General features: G+C 34.9%; 21 protein-coding genes and 1 pseudogene. 8 read left to right on the top strand and 14 right to left on the bottom strand.

The genetic code is table 11. From position 1 onward, the window contains the following. Window positions 1-4 precede the first annotated feature (4 nt). The 7 genes from oadA to prmB all read right to left on the bottom strand — a co-directional run bounded on the left by oadA (window position 5) and on the right by prmB (window position 7,095). Window positions 5-1,795: a sodium-extruding oxaloacetate decarboxylase subunit alpha gene (gene oadA, locus PSA_RS08170; protein ID WP_042149781.1), complete on the bottom strand. Its 1,791-nt coding sequence runs from the start codon at window positions 1,793-1,795 to the stop codon at window positions 5-7. 11 nt (window positions 1,796-1,806) lie between these two features. After that, the gene (locus PSA_RS08165; protein ID WP_042149785.1) at window positions 1,807-2,076 is read right to left on the bottom strand and encodes an OadG family protein; all 270 of its coding nucleotides are present in this window, start codon (window positions 2,074-2,076) and stop codon (window positions 1,807-1,809) included. 773 nt (window positions 2,077-2,849) lie between these two features. Beyond that, the gene (locus tag PSA_RS08160; protein WP_042149788.1) at window positions 2,850-3,128 is read right to left on the bottom strand and encodes a YfcL family protein; all 279 of its coding nucleotides are present in this window, start codon (window positions 3,126-3,128) and stop codon (window positions 2,850-2,852) included. Window positions 3,129-3,224: 96 nt separating this feature from the next. Further along, window positions 3,225-4,352, bottom strand: coding sequence for an ATP-NAD kinase family protein (locus PSA_RS08155; RefSeq protein WP_042149793.1), 1,128 nt, complete (start codon window positions 4,350-4,352; stop codon window positions 3,225-3,227). 5 nt (window positions 4,353-4,357) lie between these two features. Then, complete coding sequence (locus PSA_RS08150) at window positions 4,358-4,882, bottom strand: elongation factor P hydroxylase (protein ID WP_042149796.1); 525 nt, start codon at window positions 4,880-4,882, stop codon at window positions 4,358-4,360. Between the two features lie 115 nt (window positions 4,883-4,997). After that, window positions 4,998-6,098 (bottom strand): chorismate synthase, encoded by a 1,101-nt coding sequence (gene aroC / locus PSA_RS08145; RefSeq protein WP_042149798.1) that lies wholly within the window; start codon window positions 6,096-6,098, stop codon window positions 4,998-5,000. 67 nt (window positions 6,099-6,165) lie between these two features. Then, a complete protein-coding gene (prmB, locus tag PSA_RS08140; protein WP_042149801.1) occupies window positions 6,166-7,095 on the bottom strand; it encodes a 50S ribosomal protein L3 N(5)-glutamine methyltransferase in 930 nt (309 codons plus the stop codon). A 240-nt stretch (window positions 7,096-7,335) separates the two neighbouring features. Between prmB and smrB the strand changes: the two genes are divergently transcribed. After that, complete coding sequence (gene smrB, locus PSA_RS08135) at window positions 7,336-7,917, top strand: endonuclease SmrB (RefSeq protein ID WP_082305801.1); 582 nt, start codon at window positions 7,336-7,338, stop codon at window positions 7,915-7,917. A gap of 47 nt (window positions 7,918-7,964) precedes the next feature. Here smrB and sixA read toward each other — a convergent pair whose 3' ends face one another. Further along, window positions 7,965-8,438 (bottom strand): phosphohistidine phosphatase SixA, encoded by a 474-nt coding sequence (gene sixA, locus PSA_RS08130; RefSeq protein WP_042149804.1) that lies wholly within the window; start codon window positions 8,436-8,438, stop codon window positions 7,965-7,967. Window positions 8,439-8,658: 220 nt separating this feature from the next. Here sixA and PSA_RS08125 point away from each other — a divergent pair, with 220 nt between their 5' ends. From PSA_RS08125 to PSA_RS08115, 3 genes are all read left to right on the top strand, one after another. After that, window positions 8,659-11,334: an insulinase family protein gene (locus PSA_RS08125; protein ID WP_042149872.1), complete on the top strand. Its 2,676-nt coding sequence runs from the start codon at window positions 8,659-8,661 to the stop codon at window positions 11,332-11,334. Window positions 11,335-11,420: 86 nt separating this feature from the next. After that, on the top strand, window positions 11,421-13,655 hold the full coding sequence (locus PSA_RS08120) for an EAL domain-containing protein (RefSeq protein WP_042149809.1): 2,235 nt from the start codon (window positions 11,421-11,423) through the stop codon (window positions 13,653-13,655). A 274-nt stretch (window positions 13,656-13,929) separates the two neighbouring features. Next, the gene (locus tag PSA_RS08115; protein WP_042149812.1) at window positions 13,930-14,193 is read left to right on the top strand and encodes a DUF2999 family protein; all 264 of its coding nucleotides are present in this window, start codon (window positions 13,930-13,932) and stop codon (window positions 14,191-14,193) included. 109 nt (window positions 14,194-14,302) lie between these two features. Here PSA_RS08115 and aspS read toward each other — a convergent pair whose 3' ends face one another. Further along, window positions 14,303-16,081, bottom strand: a complete 1,779-nt coding sequence (gene aspS, locus PSA_RS08110; RefSeq protein ID WP_042149827.1) for an aspartate--tRNA ligase — start codon at window positions 16,079-16,081, stop codon at window positions 14,303-14,305. Between the two features lie 262 nt (window positions 16,082-16,343). Here aspS and PSA_RS08105 point away from each other — a divergent pair, with 262 nt between their 5' ends. Together PSA_RS08105 and PSA_RS08100 are read left to right on the top strand one after the other, a co-directional pair. After that, window positions 16,344-16,847 carry a M48 family metallopeptidase gene (locus PSA_RS08105; protein ID WP_042149830.1) on the top strand — a complete coding sequence of 168 codons (504 nt, stop codon included), beginning with the start codon at window positions 16,344-16,346 and terminating at the stop codon, window positions 16,845-16,847. 94 nt (window positions 16,848-16,941) lie between these two features. After that, complete coding sequence (locus PSA_RS08100; protein ID WP_042149833.1) at window positions 16,942-17,706, top strand: enoyl-CoA hydratase-related protein; 765 nt, start codon at window positions 16,942-16,944, stop codon at window positions 17,704-17,706. Window position 17,707: 1 nt separating this feature from the next. On the opposite strand, the gene PSA_RS08095 is transcribed toward PSA_RS08100, so the two are convergent. The 3 genes and pseudogenes from PSA_RS08095 to PSA_RS08085 all read right to left on the bottom strand — a co-directional run bounded on the left by PSA_RS08095 (window position 17,708) and on the right by PSA_RS08085 (window position 20,133). Beyond that, window positions 17,708-18,001, bottom strand: a complete 294-nt coding sequence (locus tag PSA_RS08095; RefSeq protein ID WP_042149835.1) for an antibiotic biosynthesis monooxygenase — start codon at window positions 17,999-18,001, stop codon at window positions 17,708-17,710. Between the two features lie 89 nt (window positions 18,002-18,090). Further along, a pseudogene (locus tag PSA_RS08090) lies at window positions 18,091-19,038 on the bottom strand (ISAs1 family transposase). Window positions 19,039-19,443: 405 nt separating this feature from the next. Beyond that, complete coding sequence (locus PSA_RS08085; protein ID WP_042149837.1) at window positions 19,444-20,133, bottom strand: DUF3334 family protein; 690 nt, start codon at window positions 20,131-20,133, stop codon at window positions 19,444-19,446. A 170-nt stretch (window positions 20,134-20,303) separates the two neighbouring features. Here PSA_RS08085 and cmoA point away from each other — a divergent pair, with 170 nt between their 5' ends. Together cmoA and cmoB are read left to right on the top strand one after the other, a co-directional pair. Further along, window positions 20,304-21,029, top strand: coding sequence for a carboxy-S-adenosyl-L-methionine synthase CmoA (gene cmoA / locus PSA_RS08080; RefSeq protein WP_042149840.1), 726 nt, complete (start codon window positions 20,304-20,306; stop codon window positions 21,027-21,029). An 18-nt stretch (window positions 21,030-21,047) separates the two neighbouring features. After that, window positions 21,048-22,016 carry a tRNA 5-methoxyuridine(34)/uridine 5-oxyacetic acid(34) synthase CmoB gene (cmoB, locus tag PSA_RS08075; protein WP_042149843.1) on the top strand — a complete coding sequence of 323 codons (969 nt, stop codon included), beginning with the start codon at window positions 21,048-21,050 and terminating at the stop codon, window positions 22,014-22,016. A gap of 190 nt (window positions 22,017-22,206) precedes the next feature. On the opposite strand, the gene PSA_RS08070 is transcribed toward cmoB, so the two are convergent. Both PSA_RS08070 and PSA_RS08065 read right to left on the bottom strand, forming a co-directional pair. Beyond that, entirely contained in the window at window positions 22,207-22,878 is a 672-nt protein-coding gene (locus tag PSA_RS08070) for a CatA-like O-acetyltransferase (RefSeq protein WP_231665233.1), read from the bottom strand. Between the two features lie 89 nt (window positions 22,879-22,967). Next, the gene (locus PSA_RS08065) at window positions 22,968-24,008 is read right to left on the bottom strand and encodes a Glu/Leu/Phe/Val dehydrogenase (protein WP_042149849.1); all 1,041 of its coding nucleotides are present in this window, start codon (window positions 24,006-24,008) and stop codon (window positions 22,968-22,970) included. Window positions 24,009-24,455 lie beyond the last annotated feature (447 nt).

Below are 24,455 nucleotides of genomic sequence, written 5' to 3'. Positions count from 1 at the left end.
GCTCCTAAGCGATTGACAACAAGGCATCGCCGACTGAAACAGCGTCACCTTCAGAAATATATACTTCGCCAACAGTGCCCGCTTTAGTTGATCTTATTTCAGTTTCCATTTTCATAGCTTCTAAAATAATAACAACTTCACCTTCTTTTACTTGATGACCCGCTTTCACTTGTACTTTAAATATGTTGCCAGATAATGGCGCAGTTAAATCTTCAGCATCACTTGCTACTGCTACTGCTGCTGCAGGAGCGGCGGCAACAGTTTGTTTTGATGAAGCAACAACGTCTTTAAGCTCACCATTAGGTGCAACCAAAACATCATAAACTTTGCCTTCAACTTGCACGCTATAACGCTCGGTTTTACCTGACGCAGGTGCTGGTGCTTGCTCTAATACCGCAGGTGCACTTTCTAATGAAGGTGCAGGTTCAAAAGCGTCTGGATTACCTTTATTTTTAAGGAATTTCAAACCAATTTGAGGGAATAATGCATAAGTTAAAACATCATCAATTTGCTCATCTGCAAGTGAGATATTATCTTCTTTAGCAGCAGCTAATAAAGCAGTTTCAAGTTCTGATAACTCAGGTTTTAATAAATCTGCTGGGCGACAAGTAATTACTTCTGCACCATCGAGTACTTTATCTTGCAGTGCTTTATTTACTGGTGCTGGTGTTGAACCATACTCACCTTTAAGTACACCAGCAGTTTCTTTACTAATTGATTTGTATCGTTCTTGCGTTAATACATTTAAAACTGCTTGTGTACCAACAATTTGTGAAGTTGGCGTAACAAGTGGTATGTAACCTAAGTCTTCACGTACTTTCGGGATCTCTAGTAATACTTCATCAAATTTATCTGCAGCACCTTGTTCTTTTAACTGACTTTCCATGTTGGTTAACATGCCACCAGGTACTTGAGCTAATAAAATTCGACCATCAACCCCTTTTAAGCTACCTTCGAACTGAGCATATTTCTTTCTCACATCTCTAAAGTAAGATGCAATTTCTTCTAATAATGGTAGATCTAAACCTGTATCTCTATCCGTGCCTTCAACAATCGCAACCATAGTTTCAGTCGCACTATGCCCATAAGTCATACTCATAGATGAAATTGCGGTATCAAGCATATCGATACCCGCATCGATTGCTTTTTGGTATGTTGCAGTACTTAAACCCGTAGTGGCATGACATTGCATCGCTATTGGCACATCTACAGTCTTTTTCAAGCCAAGAATTAACTCTTCAGCTTCATATGGTCTTAATAGTCCGGCCATATCTTTGATACAAATTGAATGACACCCTAAATCTTCAAGCTGTTTAGCTTGGGTTAACCATGTATCTAAATTGTGAACTGGGCTTTGTGTATATGAAATTGTACCCTGTGCGTGAGCACCTACTTTTACAGCTGATTTAATTGCAGTTTCAAGATTTCTAACATCATTCATCGCATCAAAAATACGGAAAACATCAACACCATTTGTATGAGCCCGTTCAACAAACTTTTCAACAACATCATCAGCATAATGACGGTAGCCTAATAAGTTTTGACCACGCAATAACATTTGCTGCTTAGTATTAGGCATTGCTTTTTTTAATGCCCTAATACGCTCCCAAGGATCTTCACCTAGGTATCTAATACATGCATCAAATGTTGCACCACCCCAAGATTCCATTGACCAATAACCCACTTTATCAAGTTTTTCGGCAATCGGGAGCATATCTTCTAAACGAAGTCGAGTTGCTAAAATTGACTGATGTGCATCTCTTAATACTAACTCGGTAAGTTTTAATTTAGACATAGAATAACCCCTTATGATTTCTTGTGACCATGTTGTTGTCTGTACTGATGAATTGCCCCTGTGATTGCAGCTAAGTGAGCAACAGGTACAGTTGACGATTTAGTCGTGATTGTATTTTGTGTTTTGGTTTTATTATTTGTTACTGGATCTTCAGCATATTTAGCTAATACAGACGACATTAATTTAACGACTGAAATCAACAACAGTAAAAAAACAAAAACAACTACCATGCCAGTAAGCATTAAATTGGCAGCCTCTAATAACAAAGATGTTATATCCATCTTCTTTTCCTCATTCCCAACAATAAATCTTTACTTAAATCAGTTTATAACTGTGAATTAACTAACACCCTTGAAACTCAAAAACCTTAATTAAGGTCAAATAATTAAGCTTTAATTCACATTATTTATACAAACATGATAATTACCACGCAAATATTGTCAATTGGTAAAACCAATTAATTTTTCAATAACAGTAAAGCACAATATTTTTACATTGATATATACTAAAAATATTATGCCTTATAAATCATAAGATTAAATTATAGTAATTATTAATTTGAATGATGTGACGTTTACGTTAACGTAAAGATAAGAGTGTGTTTTTTGCTAATATATTGACAAAACTAGTTAATTTTTTAACTGACATTAAAATTGGTAAAAACAAGGGTAAAAATAAGGGTAAAAAAACATATTTAAAAATTAACATATTTGTCAAGAAATGAGGTTTTAATTATTTTAGTGCGTTATTTTATTTCTTAGAAATGCCAACAAATAGCATAAATAGTTAATATGCAAAATTTTCATGTCGGTAAAATATGACTTATAACTGACTAAAATTGGCTTTAATGGCTTTTATTTGTTAAAAAAAACACTGTCATGATTAAATTTAAAGTAAAAAGAATGAGAAAATAAGTTTAATGATTTATTACTTACAGCTTGAAGGGTTTTAATTCTCTCTAGCTTGTTATTTTTACTTATTATCGGGCTGATTTAACAAAATAATAAGTGAAACAGCTAGAGAGCTTATAAATGTCAGTGGTTTTAAAACGAGTTTATTCAGAAATATCCTTCAATCGTTCCCATACAGCAACAACATGTGCCTTATCTTCATCAGATAACTCACCGCCTCGATAGGCTTTTACTAAAGACTTTTCAATATTATTATTAAGCTCTTCAATTGTAAGCGCTAACTCTTCTACCTGTGCATAACCAACAGCAAGATCAAAGTGCCCTTGAATATAGCTGCCAGCAAATAACTCATCATCAGAGGCTGTTTCAACTAAATGTTCAAAAAATGTTTGCGCCTGATCTACATATTCTTTTAATGTCATTTTTGTTCCTATTAATACCAATTCCAATAAATATATGAGCAATTTAAATGGTCTAATTTAAATTTGCTCACTAACTTAATAAAGTTGCTATAATTTCTAATTACCAACCGCATACATAACATGATCATTAAACCCAGTGATCACTTTAATATATCCACTTAGTGCTTCATCTAATTCATTGTCGCCTGTATCACTTATCAGAGGACGGCAGTTAAGAGCTTGTAATTTAGTTTTTGTTGCCACTAAAATAATATTATCTCTACCAATTAACCTAATTACTTCTGGGCTTAATTGCTGATTACCTCGACCAAATATATGACCTTGACCACCAATCAAAGTGATCACTAACTTGGTTTTTAATCCTTGTTCTATTTGTTCTTTAATTACTTTTACAAGTTGATTAGCTGTAACATCTGATGCAATTAGTTCATGATCTTCAATAATGTCCACACCAAGTAACGTGTTATCTAAACCTATTTCTTGCATTACTGCTGCAACTGTAGAGCCTGAACCTATTATATATTTCTCATCATCTTCCATTTGAGAAGCAACATAAGCAGCAATATCATCTAATACAAGTTCGTCGGTTTCCTTACCGCCACTTTTAACGCTTTGTATATATCTCAGCTCAGAAGGTACTTGCATTTCACCATACCTTTTGGCTTTTACACTGCCTTGTCTAAATGCAACTTCATCAATATCCATTACATCTGCATCTTGAACGGTAACTAGCTCTCCCGTTACCAATAATTCAACTACACGCCCTGCTGCTTTTGGTGTAATTGCATAAACACCAGAATGAATTTTACACCCTGCCGGAATACCTAATACAACACAAGTATCTTCCACTGCATGACATATATTACGAGCAGTGCCATCTCCACCTGCAAACAAGATAAGATCAACATCTTTATCTCTTAAAGTTTGTGCCGCTTTTTCTGTATCCTCAGCAGTAGATTCCTCTTTAGATTGATAAACAACTTGCGTAACAAAACCAAGTTCACTCGCTACCTTCTCACCCATTAATCCAGTAACCGTATAAATTTCTATTTTTGATTGGTAGGGAAGTAAAACTTCAAGTGCAGCGCGTGTTCTTTGGTTTGACTTTGCCACTGCACCTAATTCAAATGCGCGTTGGCTCATATTATCACTGCCTTTAAGCGCAACACTACCACCTAAACCAGCTACAGGATTGACTATTAAACCTAACTTAAATTTTTTCATTGTATTTACCAATTAAATCTTTGCTCTGTTAGTGGCCAAGGTGTTTGATAAAAGTCACTAAATGCTTTTAATAACGCTTGTGTTCTTTGGCAAAAGCCATTTTTGATATATGTTAAAACTTGTTGATGTACTTTTTTTTGAAAGCTCACTCTGCAAGCTTGTTCACCATTTAAATTATCTGCAGATACGTTAAACTTAAACCCTGCTGCCATACATAATGCCCACTCAATTGCCTGTGGTTTTATTTCCACTTTTTCGAATTCAGCCTGTTCGATTTCAGTGCGACCATCAGGACAGTACCAATATCCATAATCCTCGATCAACCTGCGCTGTTCACCTGCAATTAACCAATGCGATATTTCATGCAGTCCACTGGCATAATAGCCATGGGCAAAAATAATTCGGTGAAAATTGTATTCTTTATCTGCAGGAAGATAGATAGGCTCATCATCACCTCGAATAAGTCGAGTTTGATAATTTTGATAGAATGTATTATCAAAAATAGAAATTAAGTCGGATATTTTGTGCATAAAATATTATTTGGTTTAAACCTAAAACGAGTGTTCATTTTACAAAATAGTAAAAATAAAAAACACTACTTAAATCAATATGAGTAGTGTTTTTTATGTGTTATTTATAGCATTTTTAACTAAAGCTGCCCGGTATTGGACCATGCTCTAAATTAACATGTGGATTTTGCCCACGTTGACGTAATAAGTGATCCATCAAAGTAATTGCGAGCATCGCTTCTACAATTGGGATTGCACGTATACCAACACAAGGATCGTGACGACCTTTAGTGATCATATCTACTGACTCATTATCAGTATTTAAGCTTTGACCTGGTATGGTAATACTTGAAGTCGGTTTTAATGCGATTGATGCGATAATATTTTGCCCCGTCGAAATGCCAGCAAGTACGCCGCCGGCATGATTTGATTTAAACCCTTCAGGCGTTAGTTCATCTCTATGCTCGGAACCTTTTTGTTCTACCACATCAAAACCATCACCCATTTCAACGCCTTTTACCGCGTTAATGCCCATTAATGAGTGAGCAATTTCAGCATCTAAACGATCAAAAACAGGCTCGCCTAATCCAACAGGTACATTAGAGGCTACAACTTTTACTTTAGCGCCAATAGAATCACCTTGCTTTTTAAGCTCTCGCATATATTCATCAAGTGCTTCAAGTTTAGTTGCATCAGGAAAGAAGAACGGATTTGTTTCAACTAAATCCCAATCAAATTGCTCAGCTTTTATCGGTCCTAACTGACTTAAACATGCTTTTATTTCAATGCCATGGCATTGTTTTAAATATTTTTTAGCTATACCACCTGCAGCAACACGGATCGCGGTCTCTCTGGCTGATGAACGACCACCGCCACGGTAATCACGAATTCCGTATTTATGCCAATAAGTATAATCACCATGGCCTGGACGAAATACGTCTTTAATCTTGCCATAGTCTTGCGATCTTTGATCGCCATTTTTAATTAATAAACCAATACTTGTGCCAGTGGTTTTGCCTTCAAAAACACCTGACAAAATTTGAACTTTATCTTCTTCTCGTCGTTGTGTGGTATAACGACTTTGTCCTGGTTTTCTTCGGTCTAAATCAACTTGTAAATCTTCTTCAGTGATTTCTAATCCTGCTGGACAACCATCTACAACACCACCTAAAGCAATACCATGGCTTTCACCAAACGTACTTACTTTAAATAGTTGCCCAATACTATTACCTGCCATTGATTTTCCCCATTCCCATAAAAAATTATCAATATTCGATTAAATGTGACTGTCAATCACACGCTTTTTAAATATGTGCAACCAATTCTTCTTTGGTTAATACAAATACACCTATACCACCATTTTCAAATTCTAACCATGTAAATGGCATATTTGGATAGATAGCTTCCATGTGTACCATAGAATTACCTACTTCGACAAATAATAATCCATTATCAGTCAAGTGTTCGGCTGCTTCAGTTAAAATAGTACGTGTAACATCTAGGCCATCATCACCTGACGCTAACCCTAACTCTGGCTCATGATGGAATTCATCAGGTAAGTCAGCCATATCTTCTGCATCTACATAAGGAGGATTTGCAATGATTAAATCATATTTTTGACCTGGTACACCACTAAAGACATCCGACTGTATTGGGAAAACACGATCTGACTCCATATGCTCATGAATATTAAAATCAGCCACTTCTAGGGCTTCATAAGAAATATCAACCGCGTCAACTTGCGCACTCGGAAATGCTTTAGCCAGTGCAATTGCGATACAACCTGAGCCTGTACACATATCTAAGATACGATTTGTTGGTTTTCCATCTTCTAACCAAGTAGAAAAACGATTATTAATAAGCTCTGCAAATGGTGATCTTGGTACTAATACGCGCTCATCTACATAAAATGGCAGGCTTGCAAACCATGCTTGATTTGTTAAATAAGGCACAGGTGTGCGATGATTAATTCTGGCTTCTATAAGTGCTGCTAATTGTTGTTTTTCACTGGTGATCAATTTTGAGCTAATAACATCTCGAGGCATATCTATAGGTAAGTGAAGCGAAGGTAAAATTAAGCTAACAGCCTCATCCCACGCATTATCAGTACCGTGACCAAAAAATAATCCAGCTTGAGAAAACTGACTTGCACTGAAACGCAACCAGTCATTTATCGTTTCAAGTTCATTAATTGCTTCATTGAGTATTTCAGGCGTTATTTGTGCTTCATTCATTGTATTTCAACTGACCGATATTATATTCCCCCATTATACCCAAGCAAGGATAAGATGCGAGTTTCAGGCACAATTAAGTCCTTGTGAAATTCACAATCCTTTATATAGAGCTAGCTTTGTAATATATCTGGTTATAAATCGAATTGTATTGATATTATTTTTGAGATTTCAGTTATTTTTAATTAAACTTGTCGCATGAAAAAAGAATTGCGACAAATCAAAAAAAGCATAGTGAAAGATATGCAACAAAAAGCGGATGCCGAAGCAAAAAAGCGCGCTCAAGCATCTGAGCCTAGTACACTTCCCGAAGATGATGCTGACTTATTTAGAGATATGTTTGGTGGCACAAAAAAATTACAACAAGATAAGGTTGTTTTTAAGAGAAATACACTGCAAAAAAAACATGAAATTGAAGAAGATGCAAAGAAAAAACGCTTAGCTGAGTTTTACTTCTCCGATGAATATGTGCCTAACTTAGAAAATAATGGCACTATTAGCTATGTTCAGCCAGGTCAAGATACGTATTTGGCAAAACAATTAAGGCGAGGTGATTTTTATCCTGAACTCGTGCTTGATTTACATGGTTTAAATAAAGAACAAGCCAAAGAAGAGCTCATCGCTTTAATCGCTGAATGTAAAAAACAACATTATCGCTGTGCTTGTATTGTTCACGGTATTGGTGAATATATATTAAAACAAAAGGTGCCGCATTACTTAGTACAACATCCAGATATACTAGCGATGCACCAAGCACCGTTAGAATTTGGCGGTAAAGGTGCTTTATTAGTGGTAATAAACCAACCTACCAATCCTAAGTTTTAAGTTTTAAGTAATGAGATAAAGTAATTAATCTAATTACTTTTTCTCATTTAAAGTCTATTTGGAGACTTTAAACCCACTAATTCACCTTGGCCTTTATCCTCATTATATTCAATACAAGCAATCGCTGCCGTATCAAATATGGGCATTTTACCAGGACAAAGCTCACCCACTAAGTAACTAACCAAAGGCATATGGGCAACCACTAACCAATTTTGATTATCAGGATTTAATGATATTAATGCCTGTAAAAAATCACAAGTATAAGCAGGGCTTGCTTCAGGAATAAAATCGGATGAGGTTTGCTCGAGTTTTATATTATTTTGTCCTTGCTTCAACAATTGATATGTTTGTTGTGCTCTAACATAAGGGCTAACTAAAACGGCATCAACAGAAGCTGTTTTTTCAAGCCACTTATTCATGGCTTCGACTTCTCTGATACCTGAGTTTGTTAAGGTTCGGCTCGCATCATCGGCACACATAGGTGATGCTTGACCATGTCGCATAATAAAGATCTTTTTCATTTATGATACATTCGCTACTAATAAAAATTAAAGTAAAAAGAATAGCCAGGCTTAGTAAATTTCAGCTATATTACTAATACACCTAGTAAAAAACTTGTGCTTTTAATGTTCAGGAAAAAAGAATAACCACCTGAAGCTGTCAGCAAAAAGCTCCTAAATACCCGACACCTACAATTAGGGTATGTAAATTCTGATTTGGAGCCATCTTTTGAAACAAACCATAAAAACTAGTAATAATGATAGCAGAACTTATCACAGTCTTACACTAAACAATGGTCTTAAAGTTTTACTTACCCAAGATCTTGATAGCGCTAAATCCGCCGCATCACTGACTGTGAACGCAGGACATTTTGACGACCCTGAAGATAGGCAAGGATTAGCGCATTTTTTAGAACATATGCTATTTTTAGGCACCGATTTATATCCAGAACCAGGCGAATTTTCTAAATATACCAGTCAACATGGTGGCAGTTGCAATGCTTGGACTGGCACCGAACATTCTAGCTATTTTTTTGATATAGATGGCCAATACTTTAACGATGCCCTCAAACAGTTCAGCCGTTTTTTTATCAACCCATTGTTAAGCACAACAGCCACTAATAAAGAAAGAAACGCAATAGATGCAGAGTTTAAGTTAAAGCTTAAAGATGACAGCCGAAGAATTTATCAAGCTCATAAAGAAACCGTTAATTTAAAACACCCTTTCTCTAAATTCTCTGTTGGCAGTTCAGATACATTAAGTGATAAAGATCAATGTATTAGTGAAGAAATCAAAGCATTTTTCAATGAGCATTACATTGCAAAAAGAATGACTTTAGCTTTATGTTCTGAGCTGCCAATTAATACACAAATAGGCTTAGTAGAAGAGCTATTTAAAGAATTAAATAATATAAATACAAAAAAAGTGCCTATATCAGAGCCTTTATATCAAACTGAGCATTTGCAAAAGCTAATTTGTATCGAGCCGCATAAACATATGCAAAAACTTATCGTTAGTTTTGCTATGCCTAATATTGATACCTTTTATAAACATAAAACGGTCAGTTTTATGGCGCATATTTTAGGTTATGAAGGCGAAGGCTCTCTGTACGATATTTTAAAAGAGAAAGGTTGGCTCAACAGCTTAACCGCCGGTGGTGGTATAAATGGTAGTAATTTCAAAGATTTTAATTTAAGTATCTCATTAACCGATGAAGGAATTAATCACTATAAAGATATCGTCGAGACTATATTTGCTTTTATACTCTTATTAAGAAACCAGTTAGATACCTTAATTCCTTTATATATTGATAAAAAATCACTTTTACAAATCGCTTTTGAAAACCAAGAAAAATCTAAAATTATCGATTTTGTTAACGGGCTAAGTATTAATATGCACCACTACCCAACTGAGGATTATGTGCAAGGCGACTACTTAATGGACGGCTTCAATAAGTCAGAATGGCTAAAAGTACTTAACTGGCTTAAACCAGATAATATGCGCATTGTATTAATTCATCCTAATGTGAAAACAAATAAAAAAGCAGCTTGGTACCATACACCTTATAAATGCGAATCAATTGATAAAAAATGGATTGAAACCCTTAAAGGTATCAATACGCCTGTTGATGAAATGCAATTACCGAAACCAAATCCTTATTTAACCAATCAAATTCATTTACTGCCCTTAGAAGCAAAAAGCCAAGCTCCTGAAAAATTAATATGTCAGCCAGGTATAGAGTTTTGGTTCCAGCAAGAGCAAGAATTTAGACTTATAAAGGGTCATTTTTATTTGGCGTTAGACTCATATTTTGCAGTACAAAGTGTAACAAATATGGCGTTAACAAGATTATTTAGTGATTTATTTATGGATCATGTTGCTCAAGACTTTTATCCAGCAGAATTAGCAGGTTTAAGTTATCAGTTATCTATTCACCAAGGCGGTTTAACTTTACATACATCCGGTATTTCTACCAATCAGTTAAGCCTAGTTGAAGGACTGTTATCTAAGTTATTTAATAGTGACTTTAAACAGCAGCGCTTTGAAGAATATAAAAAGCAACTTTGCCGACATTGGAACGCTGGTAATCATAATAAACCTGTGAGTCAATTATTCAGTTTTTTAAGTGCTAAATTATTACCTTGGAATCCAACACCTGAATCTTTAGTCGATGCATTAAAGCAAGTCACTTTTGAAGAGTTTACAGCTTTCACCAAACTCCTATTTAAAGAAATTCATGTTCAAGCTTTATTACATGGTAATTGGCAAAAGCAAGATGCCTTTAACTTTAATTCTGTCATTGAAAGATATATCAATAAACAAACACCGATAGATGATCTAAATCGCCCTACCACTATTTTAGATAAACCTATATACAAAAATTTTGCTTTAGCCCATGGAGACCATGCTATGGTCATTTATTACCAAGCGCTTTCAAATAGTGTTGATGAAAAAGTAAAAATGATGTGTTTGAATCACTTAATATCACAAGATTTTTTCCAAGAACTCAGAACACAAAAACAGCTAGGGTATCTTGTTGGAACAGGTTATGCGCCTCTCAATAGCAGAGCGGGCATAGCTTTTTACATTCAATCTCCAGAGGTTGATGCTAAAGAATTAATTAAACATACTCATAGTTTTACAAACCAATACGTAAAAACGATTCGAAGCATGTCTGATGATAACTGGATTAAAAGAAAGCAAGGTTTATTAACGCAAGTACAAGAAAAAGATAAAAATTTAAGACTCAGATCTTTACGTTATTGGTTGTGCTTAGAGAATCAAGATTTTAAATTTACAATGCAAAACAGATTGGTTAAATCATTAAAATCTCTTTCAAAAGAAGATATGTACCAATACGCATTAGAGACCTTTAATGAAGGTAGATCGCGAATAGAATACAGCTCAAAAAGCTAAAAATGCTAGAAGCCTTTGACACTAGGCTTTCATTACATTATGGTGAGAGGTCAAAATAAAAAATAACGAGGTAAAAGTTGCATCTTATGCAAACTATAAATAAATATACCTTAAAATTTAGTGTTTTTTTTGTGCTATTTTATTCTTCAAAGGCTTTTTGTTCAGAAGTAAGTATTGTTGAATCAATTGCCGCTATCCCTATTATTTTCATGGCTATATCCCTCCCTATTGCGTTATTTGGCATATACAAATTAAGACGTTCAAAAAAAGAATTAAAACACTCTGAAGAGCGCCTAAAAAGTAGCTTAGTTGGTAGTGGTGATACTTTGTGGGATTGGAATATTTCGACCGGTGAAATGAACCGAATGAATGACGGTCAGTTTATAGAGCAAGATGAGAACGTAACAACACCACCTAATAGAAAACATATTCATCCAAAAGATTTACCTAAAGTTGATTTATTACTTAAACAACACTTTTCAGGGCACACCTCTTTTTTTGAAGCCAGCTACCGAACTAAAGATAATTTAGGAAAGTGGCGCTGGGTATTAGATAGAGGCAAAGTAATTGAACATACAGCTAATTTAAAACCAAAAAGAATGACTGGTACGGTTAAAGATATTAGTCGTATTAAATCAACTGAAGAGCATTTAAATTTATTTGCTAAATGTATTGAAAATTTATCAGACTCTATCGCTATTTATGATAAATCATTTAATTTTGTAGAAGTAAATCCAAGTTATTTAAAAGCTTTTGGCGGCCAAAAAGCACAATATATTGGCAAACGTTTCGCTTTACATGGCTATAAAGATACTTATATAGAAAAGCTCAAAAAAGTATTAGCTGAAAAAGGCCACTGGCAACAAGAGCTTAAATTACCAAACCAAAAAAACAAGCTTATCCCAATAGATATGTCTATTGATGTCGTTAAAAATAAAGCAGGAAAAATATCTCATTTCATTGTTTTATATAGTGATATTAGTGAGCGAAAACAAGCTGAATCTGAATTACAAAAACTATCTAATAGAGATAGATTAACAGGTTTACCTAATCGCACTGCATTTTTTAGTAATCTTCAAAAATTAGTAGATCTACGTACACATCATGCTTTACTGGTATTTGATTTAGACAATTTCAAAAAAATAAATGATTCTTTAGGTCATCAACTTGGTGATATGTTGTTATGCCGCTTAGCTAACAGACTTAGTAAAATAACTAGGCAACAAGATAGTATTTATAGATTAGGTGGCGATGAATTTGGTTTAGTGATGACCAATACTAATGATATTCATACCATTACATGCACTGCAAAAAAGTTTTTAGCCGAAATCATTAAACCATTTCATATGTCCGGCCATGAACTTGTTATCACATCAAGTACTGGTGTCGTTTTATTCCCAGAAGATGGTAATAGCCCAGAAGTATTATTAAAAAATGCAGATACCGCTATGTATCATGCTAAAGAGCAAGGGAACCGCTATTTATTTTTCAATGATACGATGAACAAACAAGCAGTTAAACGTCTGCAAATTGAAAACTTAATGCGCTACGGTTTAAAAGAAGATCAATTTTGTGTGTTTTATCAGCCAAAAATGAATCTAAAAACGGGTGAGTTAATGGGAATGGAAGCTTTAGTGCGCTTTATCACGCCTAAAAAAGGTCTTATTAGCCCAGTTCAATTTATTCCAATTGCTGAAGAAACTGGTCAAATTATTGAAATTGGTGAAGTCGTATTAGAAAAAGCCTGTAGAGATGTTAAACAATGGCTCGATAAAGGACTATTTAATGGCAGAGTTGCAGTTAACTTATCTGCTAAGCAGTTCTCATTACCTGATTTAACCCAGCGTATTGACCGTATTTTACAAAAACATAATTTACCTTCTTATTTCTTAGAGTTAGAGATCACTGAAGGCACGGTAATGGATGATCCAAAAGATGCTATTAACATTATGAAATCGCTTAGTGCCCGAGGCATACATTTAGCGATGGATGACTTTGGTACTGGCTATTCATCTTTGGCACTCTTAAAAGAGTTCCCGCTTAACACATTAAAAATTGATAAAGCTTTTATAGATGATATCGGCTCAAAGCGAGGTCGAAATATGGTTGATTCTATTGTTACAATTGCCCATAACTTAGATTTAGATGTCGTAGCAGAAGGCGTAGAGTATTCTGAACAAATAGATATTCTTAATGAGCTGAATTGTGAGATATTACAAGGTTATCATTATTCTAAACCTTTATCTGCAGAACAATTTGAAGCCTTTTTATTAAAACAAAATGGCAATCCCAAATCTCGATTGAGCTTAGTTAGCTCATAATTCAATTACAAACGCCCATAGATAAAACATTTAACAGTGAAATTATTCTAATGGACTTTTTTGTAGTAAAATTCTCTTATAGCAATTCTATTAAGTTAGTGATCTAATATAAATTAGGATAAACTTTCAAGAGCACAGGTTTTTTGTTCCAGACTAAACCTAAGTACTTGCATCCATGCAGGCAACGTAGCTATTGTATATTTAGGCCATTTAGATTGAACACATATTTATTGGAATTGGTAATATATTCTACCGTCTCATTAAAAGGCTCAAAATGAACCCTATAATTCAAATATTAAATGAATCAAATATCAGCAAAGAAAAAACGCAAGAGCTTTTCCAAGCCTTAACAGAAAACCCTATGATGGCAATGGCTTTAATCCAAACTATGGGGATAGCGCCAGAGAAGCTTCAGCAAATTATGGGTTTAGTGATGACAAATCCAAACCTTATTAAAGAAGCAGTTGAAGAACTAGGTCTTGATTTTTCTAAAGTTGAAGCCGCAAAAGAAAAGTTAAAAGAAGGTTTAAAAAAATAACCTCAGCTTAATATATATTTATTTGCAAATATAAAGTTAAGTATTTAAGCTTTAAAAAACTAAAAAAGGCGACCTAGGTCGCCTTTTTGCTATCTGAAATTTAAACTAATTATTCAGACTTGTCAGTTTCAGGTAAAGCGACTGCAACAGCTAATTCAACTAATGAATCAGGGTTTGCTTTACTTGGTGCATTTGTTAATAAACAAGATGCTTGTGTTGTTTTAGGGAAAGCAATCACGTCACGGATATTATCTGTACCACTTAACAACATAGCTAAACGATCTAAACCAAATGCTAAACCAGCGTGAGGTGGAGTACCGTATTTTAGTGCATCAAGTAAGAAACCAAATTTGTCTTCTTGCTCTTGTGCTTCAATACCTAAAATACGGAAAGCAGCAGCTTGCATATCGTTATTATGAATACGAACCGAACCACCACCTACTTCATAGCCGTTTAATACCATATCGTATGCGTCTGAGATTGCAGAAGCAGGGTTTGCTTCTAATTCTTCAGCAGTCATATCTTTAGGCGCTGTAAATGGATGATGAACAGCATGTAACGTGCCTTCATCATCTTCTTCAAACATTGGGAAATCAACAACCCAAAGTGGAGCCCATTTATTTAAATCTGTTAATTCAAGGTCTAAACCTATCTTAATACGTAACGCGCCCATCGCTTCGTTTACAACATTTGTTTTATCAGCACCAAATAAGATGATATCGCCAGTTTGTGCATTGGTACGCGCTAATAATGCGTTTATAACGTCTTCATTTAAGAATTTAGCAACTGGAGATTGAATTCCTTCAATACCCGCATCACGATCTTTAATCTTCATCCATGCTAAACCTTTAGCACCGTAGATACCTATGAATTTAGTGTATTCATCTAACTGCTTACGAGATAACTGTGCGCCACCTGGTACGCTTAATACTGCAACACGGCCTTTTTCATCATTAGCAGGACCTGAGAATACTTTAAACTCAACATCTTTCATTAAGTCCGCTACGTCGATTAGCTCTAATGGGTTACGTAAATCAGGCTTATCAGAACCGTAACGAGACATCGCCTCGTAGTAAGGCATAACTGGGAAAGTACCTAAATCTGCATTAAGTAATGACTGCCACATTTCAGTAATCAGTTTTTCAGTCATAGCACGCACTTGATCTGAACTCATGAATGACGTTTCAATATCTATTTGAGTAAATTCCGGTTGACGGTCAGCACGTAAATCTTCATCACGGAAACATTTTACAATTTGATAATAACGATCAAAACCAGACATCATTAACATTTGTTTAAATAACTGAGGTGACTGTGGTAAAGCGTAAAAAGAACCTTTGTGTACACGACTTGGTACTAAGTAATCACGCGCACCTTCAGGTGTTGCTTTAGTTAGTACTGGTGTTTCGATATCTAAGAATTCATTACTGTCTAAGAAATTACGAACAAAGCTGCTTGCTTTTGCACGTAATTTAATACGATCGCTCATTTCGATACGACGTAAATCTAAATATCTGTATTTTAGACGCATTTCTTCAGAGTTTTTCTGATTAAAATCTAATGGTAATGGCTCAGAACGGTTAATGATCTCCAGGCTTTTACCTAAAACCTCAACTTCACCCGTTGCCATATCTTTGTTGATTTGACTTTCAGGACGAGCACGTACAATACCCGTTAACTTCACACAAAATTCATTACGTAAACTCGTTGCATTATCCATTAAACCAGCAACATCAGGATCAAAAACTACTTGTACAATACCTTCTCTGTCTCTTAAGTCTACAAAAATTAAGCCGCCTAAATCACGACGTTTATTGATCCAGCCACATAGTTCAACAGTTTGATCTACATGAGTATTGTTTAATTGTCCGCAGTATATCGAGCGCATAGTTTTCCTATCAGTCAAATGACCTGATGAGTTGTTATAAATAATTGCTGCTGATTATACCCAAATAACACATAAATGCGAGCATCTACGCAAGAGTTAAAGAGGAGTATTTATAAGGTTTAAGTCATTTTATTTAACCAAGTATTTCAAATTTTAAAAAAGTGATTTCGGATCTATCCTATAAAAAGCTGAATTAAAGTTTTAATTAATATAATTCATAACTTAACAAAATCAGATATAATCCCTTTTTTGAGGAATTAGCATGTCTGCAAACAAGTACTTTTCACATTATCCAGAAAATATTCAGAACCAAATAATGCACCTTATTAATAGTAATAAAGTTAAAACCTATTTATTGAACAAATACCCCAAGCCACACAATATCAATTCCGATAAAGCGCTTTATCAATATGCGAATGATTTAAAACAACAATATTTACGTAATACGCCTCAAATCAGCAAAGCCTTATATGAGAAGGAAAAAGACTTAATTCAAAATGCACTTGGCACTCATACATTTGTCAGCAGAAATCACGGCGGCAAACTAAAAAGTAAACATGAAATAAGGATCGCACAAAGCTTAAAGTCTGCACCTGATGAAATGCTAAAAATGCTGGTAGTACATGAACTTGCGCACTTTAAAGAAAAAGATCATAACAAGGCTTTTTATAAATTATGCGAACATATGCAACCACAATACCATCAAGTTGAGCTCGATATGCGTTTATTCTTAGTTTTAATTGATCAGGGCGATAGCCTTTTTTAGTTTTTATGATGTTTTTTAAACATGTTTGCTTTATTTAAAACTTAATATTAATCTGAACACTTAACTAATAGATTAATTTATTATAGGTCCAGATATGAGCCAAGCATTAATCATTGCCGAAACAATTAATAATATAAGGCATATTCAGTTTAACCGTCCTAAATACAAAAATGCACTTACTGAGCAAATGTATCAAGATTTAACGCAGTTTTTACTTGATGCTGAACAAGACAGTAATATTCACGTCATTATGATCACAGGTGATGAAAATGATTTTTGTGCAGGTAACGACTTAAACGATTTTATAAATAACCCCCCTACCAATACTCAAGCAAACGCGTTTATATTTTTACTTACTTTAAATAGACTTTCAAAGCCATTAGTCGCAGGTGTATCAGGCTCAGCTATCGGGATAGGCACAACTATGTTGTTACATTGTGATTACGTCATTGCAGCCAAAGAGTCGGTATTTAAAATGCCATTTGTCAATTTAGGCTGCACGCCAGAAGGCGGTTCAAGCTTAATCTTACCCATGTTAATTGGCCAAAGAAAAAGTGCACAATTATTAATGCTTGGCGAAAGCTTTAATGAAAACCAAGCGCAAGAGTTCGATATTATCAATCAAGTGTGTAATTTAGGTGAGTGCTTACAAAGAACGCTTGATATAGCTAAAAAAATGGCAAGTCAGCCACCATCGGCAATACAAGCCGCTAAAAAAATTATGAAGGCGAATGTTGTAAATCAAATCGAACAAACAATTTTAGTTGAAGGGGAGTTATTTATTCAAAGGTTGCAATCTCCCGAAGCAAAAGAAGCCTTAACCGCTTTTATCGAAAAACGACAACCTAACTTTAATTGAGCTATGCCAGTGGTTGAGACTCTAATGTTGTAACCACTTCCTCTTGGGCTAACATTAAACGTATTTGGCTATTCGCCTCACTTCTTACTTCTGATTTATGCCAACGTTTCCAGCACTCTATATTTTGCCAATCAGTTATAATTGTGCGCTTATTTTTATTATTTATATCTACATAAGAAGTACCAGAAATAAATCCTTTAGCACCCATCACAGCTGTCAGTGTATTTTTCAATTGTGCCTCATAAGTTGATTCCATATCATCTGCGATAATGCGTTCGATAATTACTTTAATCATAATATTTCTCCAAACAATAGCTTTGTATACTTTTGTTTTAACTTATTTAATAAAATATAGCCAGAGTATTTTAAGTTAATGTGACACGGTTAGCGCATTTTAATCTCAGATTCTAGCAGGGTTGAGCGATAATCATCGCCTATCCCTGCCATTTTCTTTTTCCTCGCCATACTAGCTGACTTGGTTGTATTTTGTTTGAATAGTGCCATAGCTACCTTTCACATTACACTAAATACAAGTGGACCTTGCTTTTTACGTATTCTCGATTCATCTTCTCTAAAGGTCATATCTAGCATCCAATGCATACTTTCAACTTGCCAATGGCTACGTACCGCATTGAGCGCTTGCTCTGCATTTAGGTCTAATGAGCTGATATACCAGCGTGTTTCTGTTGACTCCGTACCTGCCAATTTATCGTAAACCTCTGCGGTAACTTTAATGATACTTTTTAAACCAGGCCACAGGTAAGTTTTGGCTAACCACTTTTTATCAATAAGTAGCTGCTGACAAGTCCTAGTTTCAATGCGTCCATGTCCTGAGCTTATTTCGGTATGTTTGTCATAGTTATTATTGGATAATCCTTCTCCCTCACTCTTGTACCACCAAGCTTTTAATTCGCTCTGCATACCACAGTGGTTGCCTTTGAACGCAAGAATATAATCGGCTTTTTGCTTAATTATTTGTTTGGCTATTTCTTGTTGGCATCCCATTGCATCAATGGCGATGATATCAGCACCTGTGGTTTCAATAAGTGATGAAATCCAAGATTGAAATGCACTCTCAATTTCATCCGCTTTTAAACGACAGACGACACGAGCAATAGTGTCATGCTTTGGAATTCCAGCGTCGAAAGAGCCATATTTTTTTAACCAATCAAGCTTTAGATGCCCAAATTCTTCAATATCCTCCCATCCTTGTGCACTAGACAATACAGCACTAATGGCTAGCAGAAGAATATCGATAAGTTCATGCTTTTTGCAGCGTTCAATGCGAGGACCTGTAATTGAATTAAAGTGTTTCAGAAAAGTAGCGCTCATATTAAGTTACCAAGGTCGTAATTATGCCTTGATCTGATCGCTACTTGTTCTATAAGTTCAATTTATAATGATCTTGCCGCGGTTAATGTAAGTAAATAATACTTATTAATTAGTATAGTAAATATTTATTTGAATATGGCGTTAAGCAGAATTAGTGAATTTTAGATGAATAAGGTTAGGGGCTGTTGATCTTTCACATTGGCAGCCAAATCAGTGCACATTAATCGGGGCATGACAATCTCGTTTAGTTTGGTTTTGGCGAAGTGAATTATACGAGATTGTTACTTACGCTCAAAATTCAAACAAAGATCAACAGCCCCTAATATTAATAAGAAAAAATTAAAGAAATAATGGTTCACTTACTACAAAAAGTAAGTAATAAGTGAACTTTATTTAAGATAAGTTTTAAAGCCCTAACTCAGCCATAAAGTCGTCATCGATATCATCGACAGCAGGTGCTTCATCTTTTACTTTAGCAGCAGCTTTATTATTTTTAGCTTCGCGCTCTATCACTTCATCAGGGTCGATTGCTTCAGCGATATCAAAATCATGTAATTTAATAAATTCTGTTTTATCCATAGCAAGTTCAAGATAAAATATATTTTGATTTTTAGTTGTAAAAGTAACTCGTCTCGCTTGAGGTCTATCCATCGCAGTATCTACAGAAATTTGAACTAACTTATTGATAGCCATCATTTTAGGTTGATTTTGCGTAATCGATGTATGCAATTGCTCTCTGACTTTACCTGTGAAATCTCCTACTATCTGGTTCATCAATTCGCCCATGACATTTGAAACATCATCTGACATATGGCTACTGGCAATTTCAGACTCTGGCATGCCCATATTTCGCATATAGTCTTGGTAAATTTCCATTGCAGCTTGTGCTGTGAAATTTGAAACTACAATGCCGTTAAAACCGCCATCAAACAATACAAAACACCCAATATCTGGTCGTAAACATGTTCTGGTTATTTTTTGCACCATAGCAGAGTAACTTATTTTATTACCACTGGCTGTAGATAAAACCTCAGTAAATGACTGACATAAGGTTACGAGAATATCATCAGTTGTGATTGTTTTATTCTTTTTCATTTATCCTCTCTAGAACATGATTTTACTCAACTATTAGAAGTGTAACCTAATTTTAGTGAAATTGAATGCCAGGACCATAAATATTCCTAAGTGATAAATCTCACTTTAACGCTGACTAATTAAAACAAAATGCGTAAAATAGTGGTATTGATATTAAGTGAGTTGAAAAAGTGACAATTAAAGACAACATATATGCTGATAAACAAGCAGTAGAAGATTTTAGTTTTGATGCAAAAGTGGTCGAAGTATTCCCTGATATGATCCAACGCTCAGTTCCTGGCTATACAACAATAGTCAGTACTATGGGCAAACTTGCTGGTCAGTATGCACAAAACAACTCTAATATTTATGATTTGGGTTGTTCTTTAGGCGCTGTAACCTTAACGATGCGACGCAATATCAATAAAGATAACTGTCAAATAATCGCATTAGATAACTCACAACCTATGGTTGAACGTTGTAAATTGCACTTAGAGGGTTTTCGCTCTGATATCCCTGTTGAGGTCAAATTAGGTGATATCACCCAGTGTGAAATAAAAAATGCGTCGGTTGTTGTACTAAACTTCACGCTACAATTTATACCTAAAGAGCAACGCCTTAATTTACTAGAACAAATTTATAAAGGTCTTAAGCCTGGCGGCATTTTATTATTAAGTGAAAAAATCCGTGGCGAAAATGAGCAAACCAACGAATTGCTCATAGATCTACACCACGATTTTAAACGTGCAAATGGTTACTCCGAGCTTGAAATTAGCCAAAAACGCACTGCAATTGAAAATGTAATGCAACCCGATACCTTAAGTAGTCATTTAACCCGATTACAAAACATCGGTTTCTCTCAAACACAAGTCTGGTATCAATGTTTCAATTTTTGCTCTTTAATAGCAATTAAATAGTTTAGGATAAGTTTAAACATGAACAATAAATTTAAAGAGTTTTACGCCCAAATTGCACAAACAGAGCTGAGTCCTTGGCTAGAAACGCTACCTACACAATTACGTGATTGGCAATATGAAGCTGCACATGGTGACTTACCAAAATGGGAAAAAGTTTTAAAAAACCTACCTAAAACTGATACCAAGCATATTAATATCACCGATAAAGTTGAGTTTGGTACTGCAGATGAGTTATCAATTGGTCATGATAAAAAAATTACGCACTTATTAAAACGCATGATGCCATGGCGTAAAGGCCCATATCATATTCATGGGATTCATATTGATACTGAATGGCGCAGTGATTGGAAGTGGGACCGTTTATTACAGCATATCTCTCCTCTTGAAGGTAAAACTGTGCTTGATATTGGTTGTGGCAGTGGTTATCACTTATGGCGAATGCGCGGCGAAGGCGCAAACTTAGTTGTTGGTATCGACCCAACTGATTTATTTTTGTGTCAGTTCCATGCAATCAAACACTTTAATCCAGATCCTAAAGTACATCTGATCCCAGTTGGTGTCGAAGCGCTACCTGAATTGAAAGCCTTTGATACTGTATTTTCTATGGGGGTTTTATATCACCGCCGTTCACCAATTGACTTTTTAGCACAGCTAAAAGCGCAATTAAAACCTGGCGGCGAGTTAATATTAGAGACCTTAGTGATTGAAGGTGACGAGCAATCAGTACTAATGCCCACAGATCGTTATGCAAAAATGCGCAATGTTTGGTATATACCAAGCTGCGATGCGTTAAAATTATGGATGACCCGTGTCGGCTTTAAAGATATCAAAGTGGTAAACGAAGATACCACCTCTTTAGGCGAGCAAAGGACTACAGATTGGATGGAAACTGAATCTTTAGAAGACTTCTTAGATCCTAACGATAGATCAAAAACAGTTGAAGGCTACCCTGCTCCACTTAGAGCTATATTTATTGCTAAAGTATAGTAATACCAATCCCAATAAATATGTGATCAATCTAAATGCTCTAAATATGCAATAGCTGCGTTGCTTTCAATTCCAATAGCCAGCTATTACTCAATCAAGCGCCTTGCGCTTGAAGATTTATCCCTATTTATATTAGATCACTAACTTAATAGAATTGGTATCAAACAGTGCACCTACTGTAGTCGGGATTTCAGTCGCGTAAATTATTTAACCCTAAATTAAGATTGGGTTCATTAAAATAGCTTTGCAGTAGTTTAACAAACTTAGCAACATGAATACCGTCCATTAGGGCATGATGCACTTCAATCGACAGTGACATCATGCCACTATTTTTATCATATTCGCCAAATACCAATTTCGGAATTCCCAACTCATTTGGTAAATGTGTTGCATGTTTAAATGAAGTGAAATTCAGCCAAGGTAATACCGAAATATGTAAAGTATTTAACTGGCCTTCATTATCACTAAAATCTTTTGAGAAAAATTCCGCCTGTTTCGCTTTGTCAGCAGCGAGCTTAGCTTTGTCATCAAACACACTAAATTCATTTTCAAAATCAATATAACTAAATCTAAAAGACTCATCTTCACATAATTGCACAACACTGGCATTGACTGGTTTAACTTCCAATGCATCATCATTCTTTATGCGCAAACACATAGGTTGATAATTATTAGCTGCTTTGAGTGTTAAGAATAAATAACTATGAAAAAAAGACACTTTATTTGCTTTTGCAAATAAAAATAAAGCTTGGACATTAATATTAACCGTGACATTAAAGTAAGGATCTGAAAAACCTTTAAAAAATTCAAAATGCTGTGCTCGTGACCCAGTTTTTAAATCAATTTTTTTAACATTATTCATATTCATTCCCAAAAACAAAAATCCCCGTAATTTACGAGGATTTTAAAGTGTTACATCATTAAATGATTTTATATGAAATTACGCATGTTTTATAAACCGTTTTTTATGATTTCTTGCGCTAATTCATCTGCAATTAAGTGTGTCGATTTTTGCTCAGTTTTAGAGCGGTCAAATATTTCACATAACGTACTATAAATGCCTTCAACATGTTTAGTTGAAGCAGCTTCATTATAACCGCCTTCATGTGTTTCATACCAAACATTAATAATACCGCCCGCATTAATCACATAATCAGGGGCATATAATACGCCTTTTTCACGTAAGATTTCACCGTGACGACATTCCGCAAGCTGGTTGTTTGCGCAACCCGCTATGATTTTAGCTTTAATGCGAGGAATGGTTTCATCATTAACTGTTGCACCTAATGCACATGGCGCATACACATCAACATCTAAGTCGTAAATTTCATCAATACCGACAGCCTTTGCATTAAAATCATTAACCACACGGTCGATAGAAGCTTGATTTATATCTGTAACAAATAATTCGGCGCCTACTGAATGTAAATGTTTACATAAACCATAAGCGACAGCGCCTAATCCTTGAACAGCAACTTTAACACCGCTTAAATCCTCATGGCCATTTAAATGTTTAAAAGCCGCTTTAATACCTAAAAATGTACCTAAAGCAGTAAAAGGTGATGGGTTACCACTTTTTCCTTCAAGGCCTAATACATAATTAGTTTCTTTGTTCATAATAGCAACATCACCAGTAGTGATGTTTACATCTTCTGCGGAATAATAACTACCACTTAAGCGTTCAAGTTGACGACCAAATGCTCTAAAAAGCGCTTCTGATTTTATTTTTTTTGCATCGCCAATAATAACCGATTTACCGCCACCAAATGGTAATCGTGCAACTGCATTTTTATAAGTCATCCCTTTTGATAAACGCAGTACGTCATAAACAGCATCTTCATCGCTAGCATAGTCCCATAAGCGACACCCACCAACAGCAGGGCCGAGTTTAGTATTATGTACTGCGATAATAGCTTTTAAGCCTGATTCTTTGTCAGAACAAAAAACCACTTGTTCATGGTTATCAAATTCAACTTGATTAAATACAGTCACTTTTATTCTCCGAAGTTAAGTGCGCCCCTAAACCCATATTAAGTTTAGTATCAACTAGGTGCTTTTACTGATTTATTGCGATTGAGAGGACTCTATCATTTACTTTACTCGCTTGCTACTTTTTAGGATAACAAGCTAGTTTACAAATAAAAACATCTAATAAATCCAATAAAAAGTATTTTTATACATACATAATGCGACATTACTTATTAATATGGATTTATTATTTAATTTCGTTAATTGTTAATTTAAAATTGCTTGAAGAGTTTTATCATTAAAAATTTATGTCAATTCTGCGTTACACAATTTAAATAACTTCAGTATAAAAATTAAAATTGTTGCTCTTTAATATTCTAAATATTTATAGCTTAGATAAATAAATTCCAGAGTCTTCTGTTTAAATTTAATTACACAAACAACTAAAAATTGACATAAAACCATAACCTA

This window comes from Pseudoalteromonas sp. '520P1 No. 423', from assembly GCF_001269985.1.
GTDB lineage: Bacteria > Pseudomonadota > Gammaproteobacteria > Enterobacterales > Alteromonadaceae > Pseudoalteromonas.
The sequence above is the reverse complement of the archived record's forward strand: the minus strand, read 5'-3'. Positions and strand labels throughout refer to the sequence as shown.

Excerpts from the sequence above, each read along its gene's own strand:
- PSA_RS08115 (WP_042149812.1), top strand. The coding sequence starts at position 13,930 with ATGAACCCTATAATTCAAATATTAAATGAATCAAATATCAGCAAAGAA.
- prmB (WP_042149801.1), bottom strand. The coding sequence starts at position 7,095 with ATGAATGAAGCACAAATAACGCCTGAAATACTCAATGAAGCAATTAAT.
- aroC (WP_042149798.1), bottom strand. The coding sequence starts at position 6,098 with ATGGCAGGTAATAGTATTGGGCAACTATTTAAAGTAAGTACGTTTGGT.
- sixA (WP_042149804.1), bottom strand. The coding sequence starts at position 8,438 with ATGAAAAAGATCTTTATTATGCGACATGGTCAAGCATCACCTATGTGT.
- PSA_RS08160 (WP_042149788.1), bottom strand. The coding sequence starts at position 3,128 with ATGACATTAAAAGAATATGTAGATCAGGCGCAAACATTTTTTGAACAT.
- PSA_RS08120 (WP_042149809.1), top strand. The coding sequence starts at position 11,421 with ATGCAAACTATAAATAAATATACCTTAAAATTTAGTGTTTTTTTTGTG.
- oadA (WP_042149781.1), bottom strand. The coding sequence starts at position 1,795 with ATGTCTAAATTAAAACTTACCGAGTTAGTATTAAGAGATGCACATCAG.
- PSA_RS08155 (WP_042149793.1), bottom strand. The coding sequence starts at position 4,352 with ATGAAAAAATTTAAGTTAGGTTTAATAGTCAATCCTGTAGCTGGTTTA.
- PSA_RS08165 (WP_042149785.1), bottom strand. The coding sequence starts at position 2,076 with ATGGATATAACATCTTTGTTATTAGAGGCTGCCAATTTAATGCTTACT.
- aspS (WP_042149827.1), bottom strand. The coding sequence starts at position 16,081 with ATGCGCTCGATATACTGCGGACAATTAAACAATACTCATGTAGATCAA.
- PSA_RS08095 (WP_042149835.1), bottom strand. The coding sequence starts at position 18,001 with ATGATTAAAGTAATTATCGAACGCATTATCGCAGATGATATGGAATCA.
- smrB (WP_082305801.1), top strand. The coding sequence starts at position 7,336 with ATGCAACAAAAAGCGGATGCCGAAGCAAAAAAGCGCGCTCAAGCATCT.
- PSA_RS08070 (WP_231665233.1), bottom strand. The coding sequence starts at position 22,878 with ATGAATAATGTTAAAAAAATTGATTTAAAAACTGGGTCACGAGCACAG.
- PSA_RS08150 (WP_042149796.1), bottom strand. The coding sequence starts at position 4,882 with ATGCACAAAATATCCGACTTAATTTCTATTTTTGATAATACATTCTAT.
- PSA_RS08100 (WP_042149833.1), top strand. The coding sequence starts at position 16,942 with ATGAGCCAAGCATTAATCATTGCCGAAACAATTAATAATATAAGGCAT.
- PSA_RS08085 (WP_042149837.1), bottom strand. The coding sequence starts at position 20,133 with ATGAAAAAGAATAAAACAATCACAACTGATGATATTCTCGTAACCTTA.
- PSA_RS08105 (WP_042149830.1), top strand. The coding sequence starts at position 16,344 with ATGTCTGCAAACAAGTACTTTTCACATTATCCAGAAAATATTCAGAAC.
- cmoB (WP_042149843.1), top strand. The coding sequence starts at position 21,048 with ATGAACAATAAATTTAAAGAGTTTTACGCCCAAATTGCACAAACAGAG.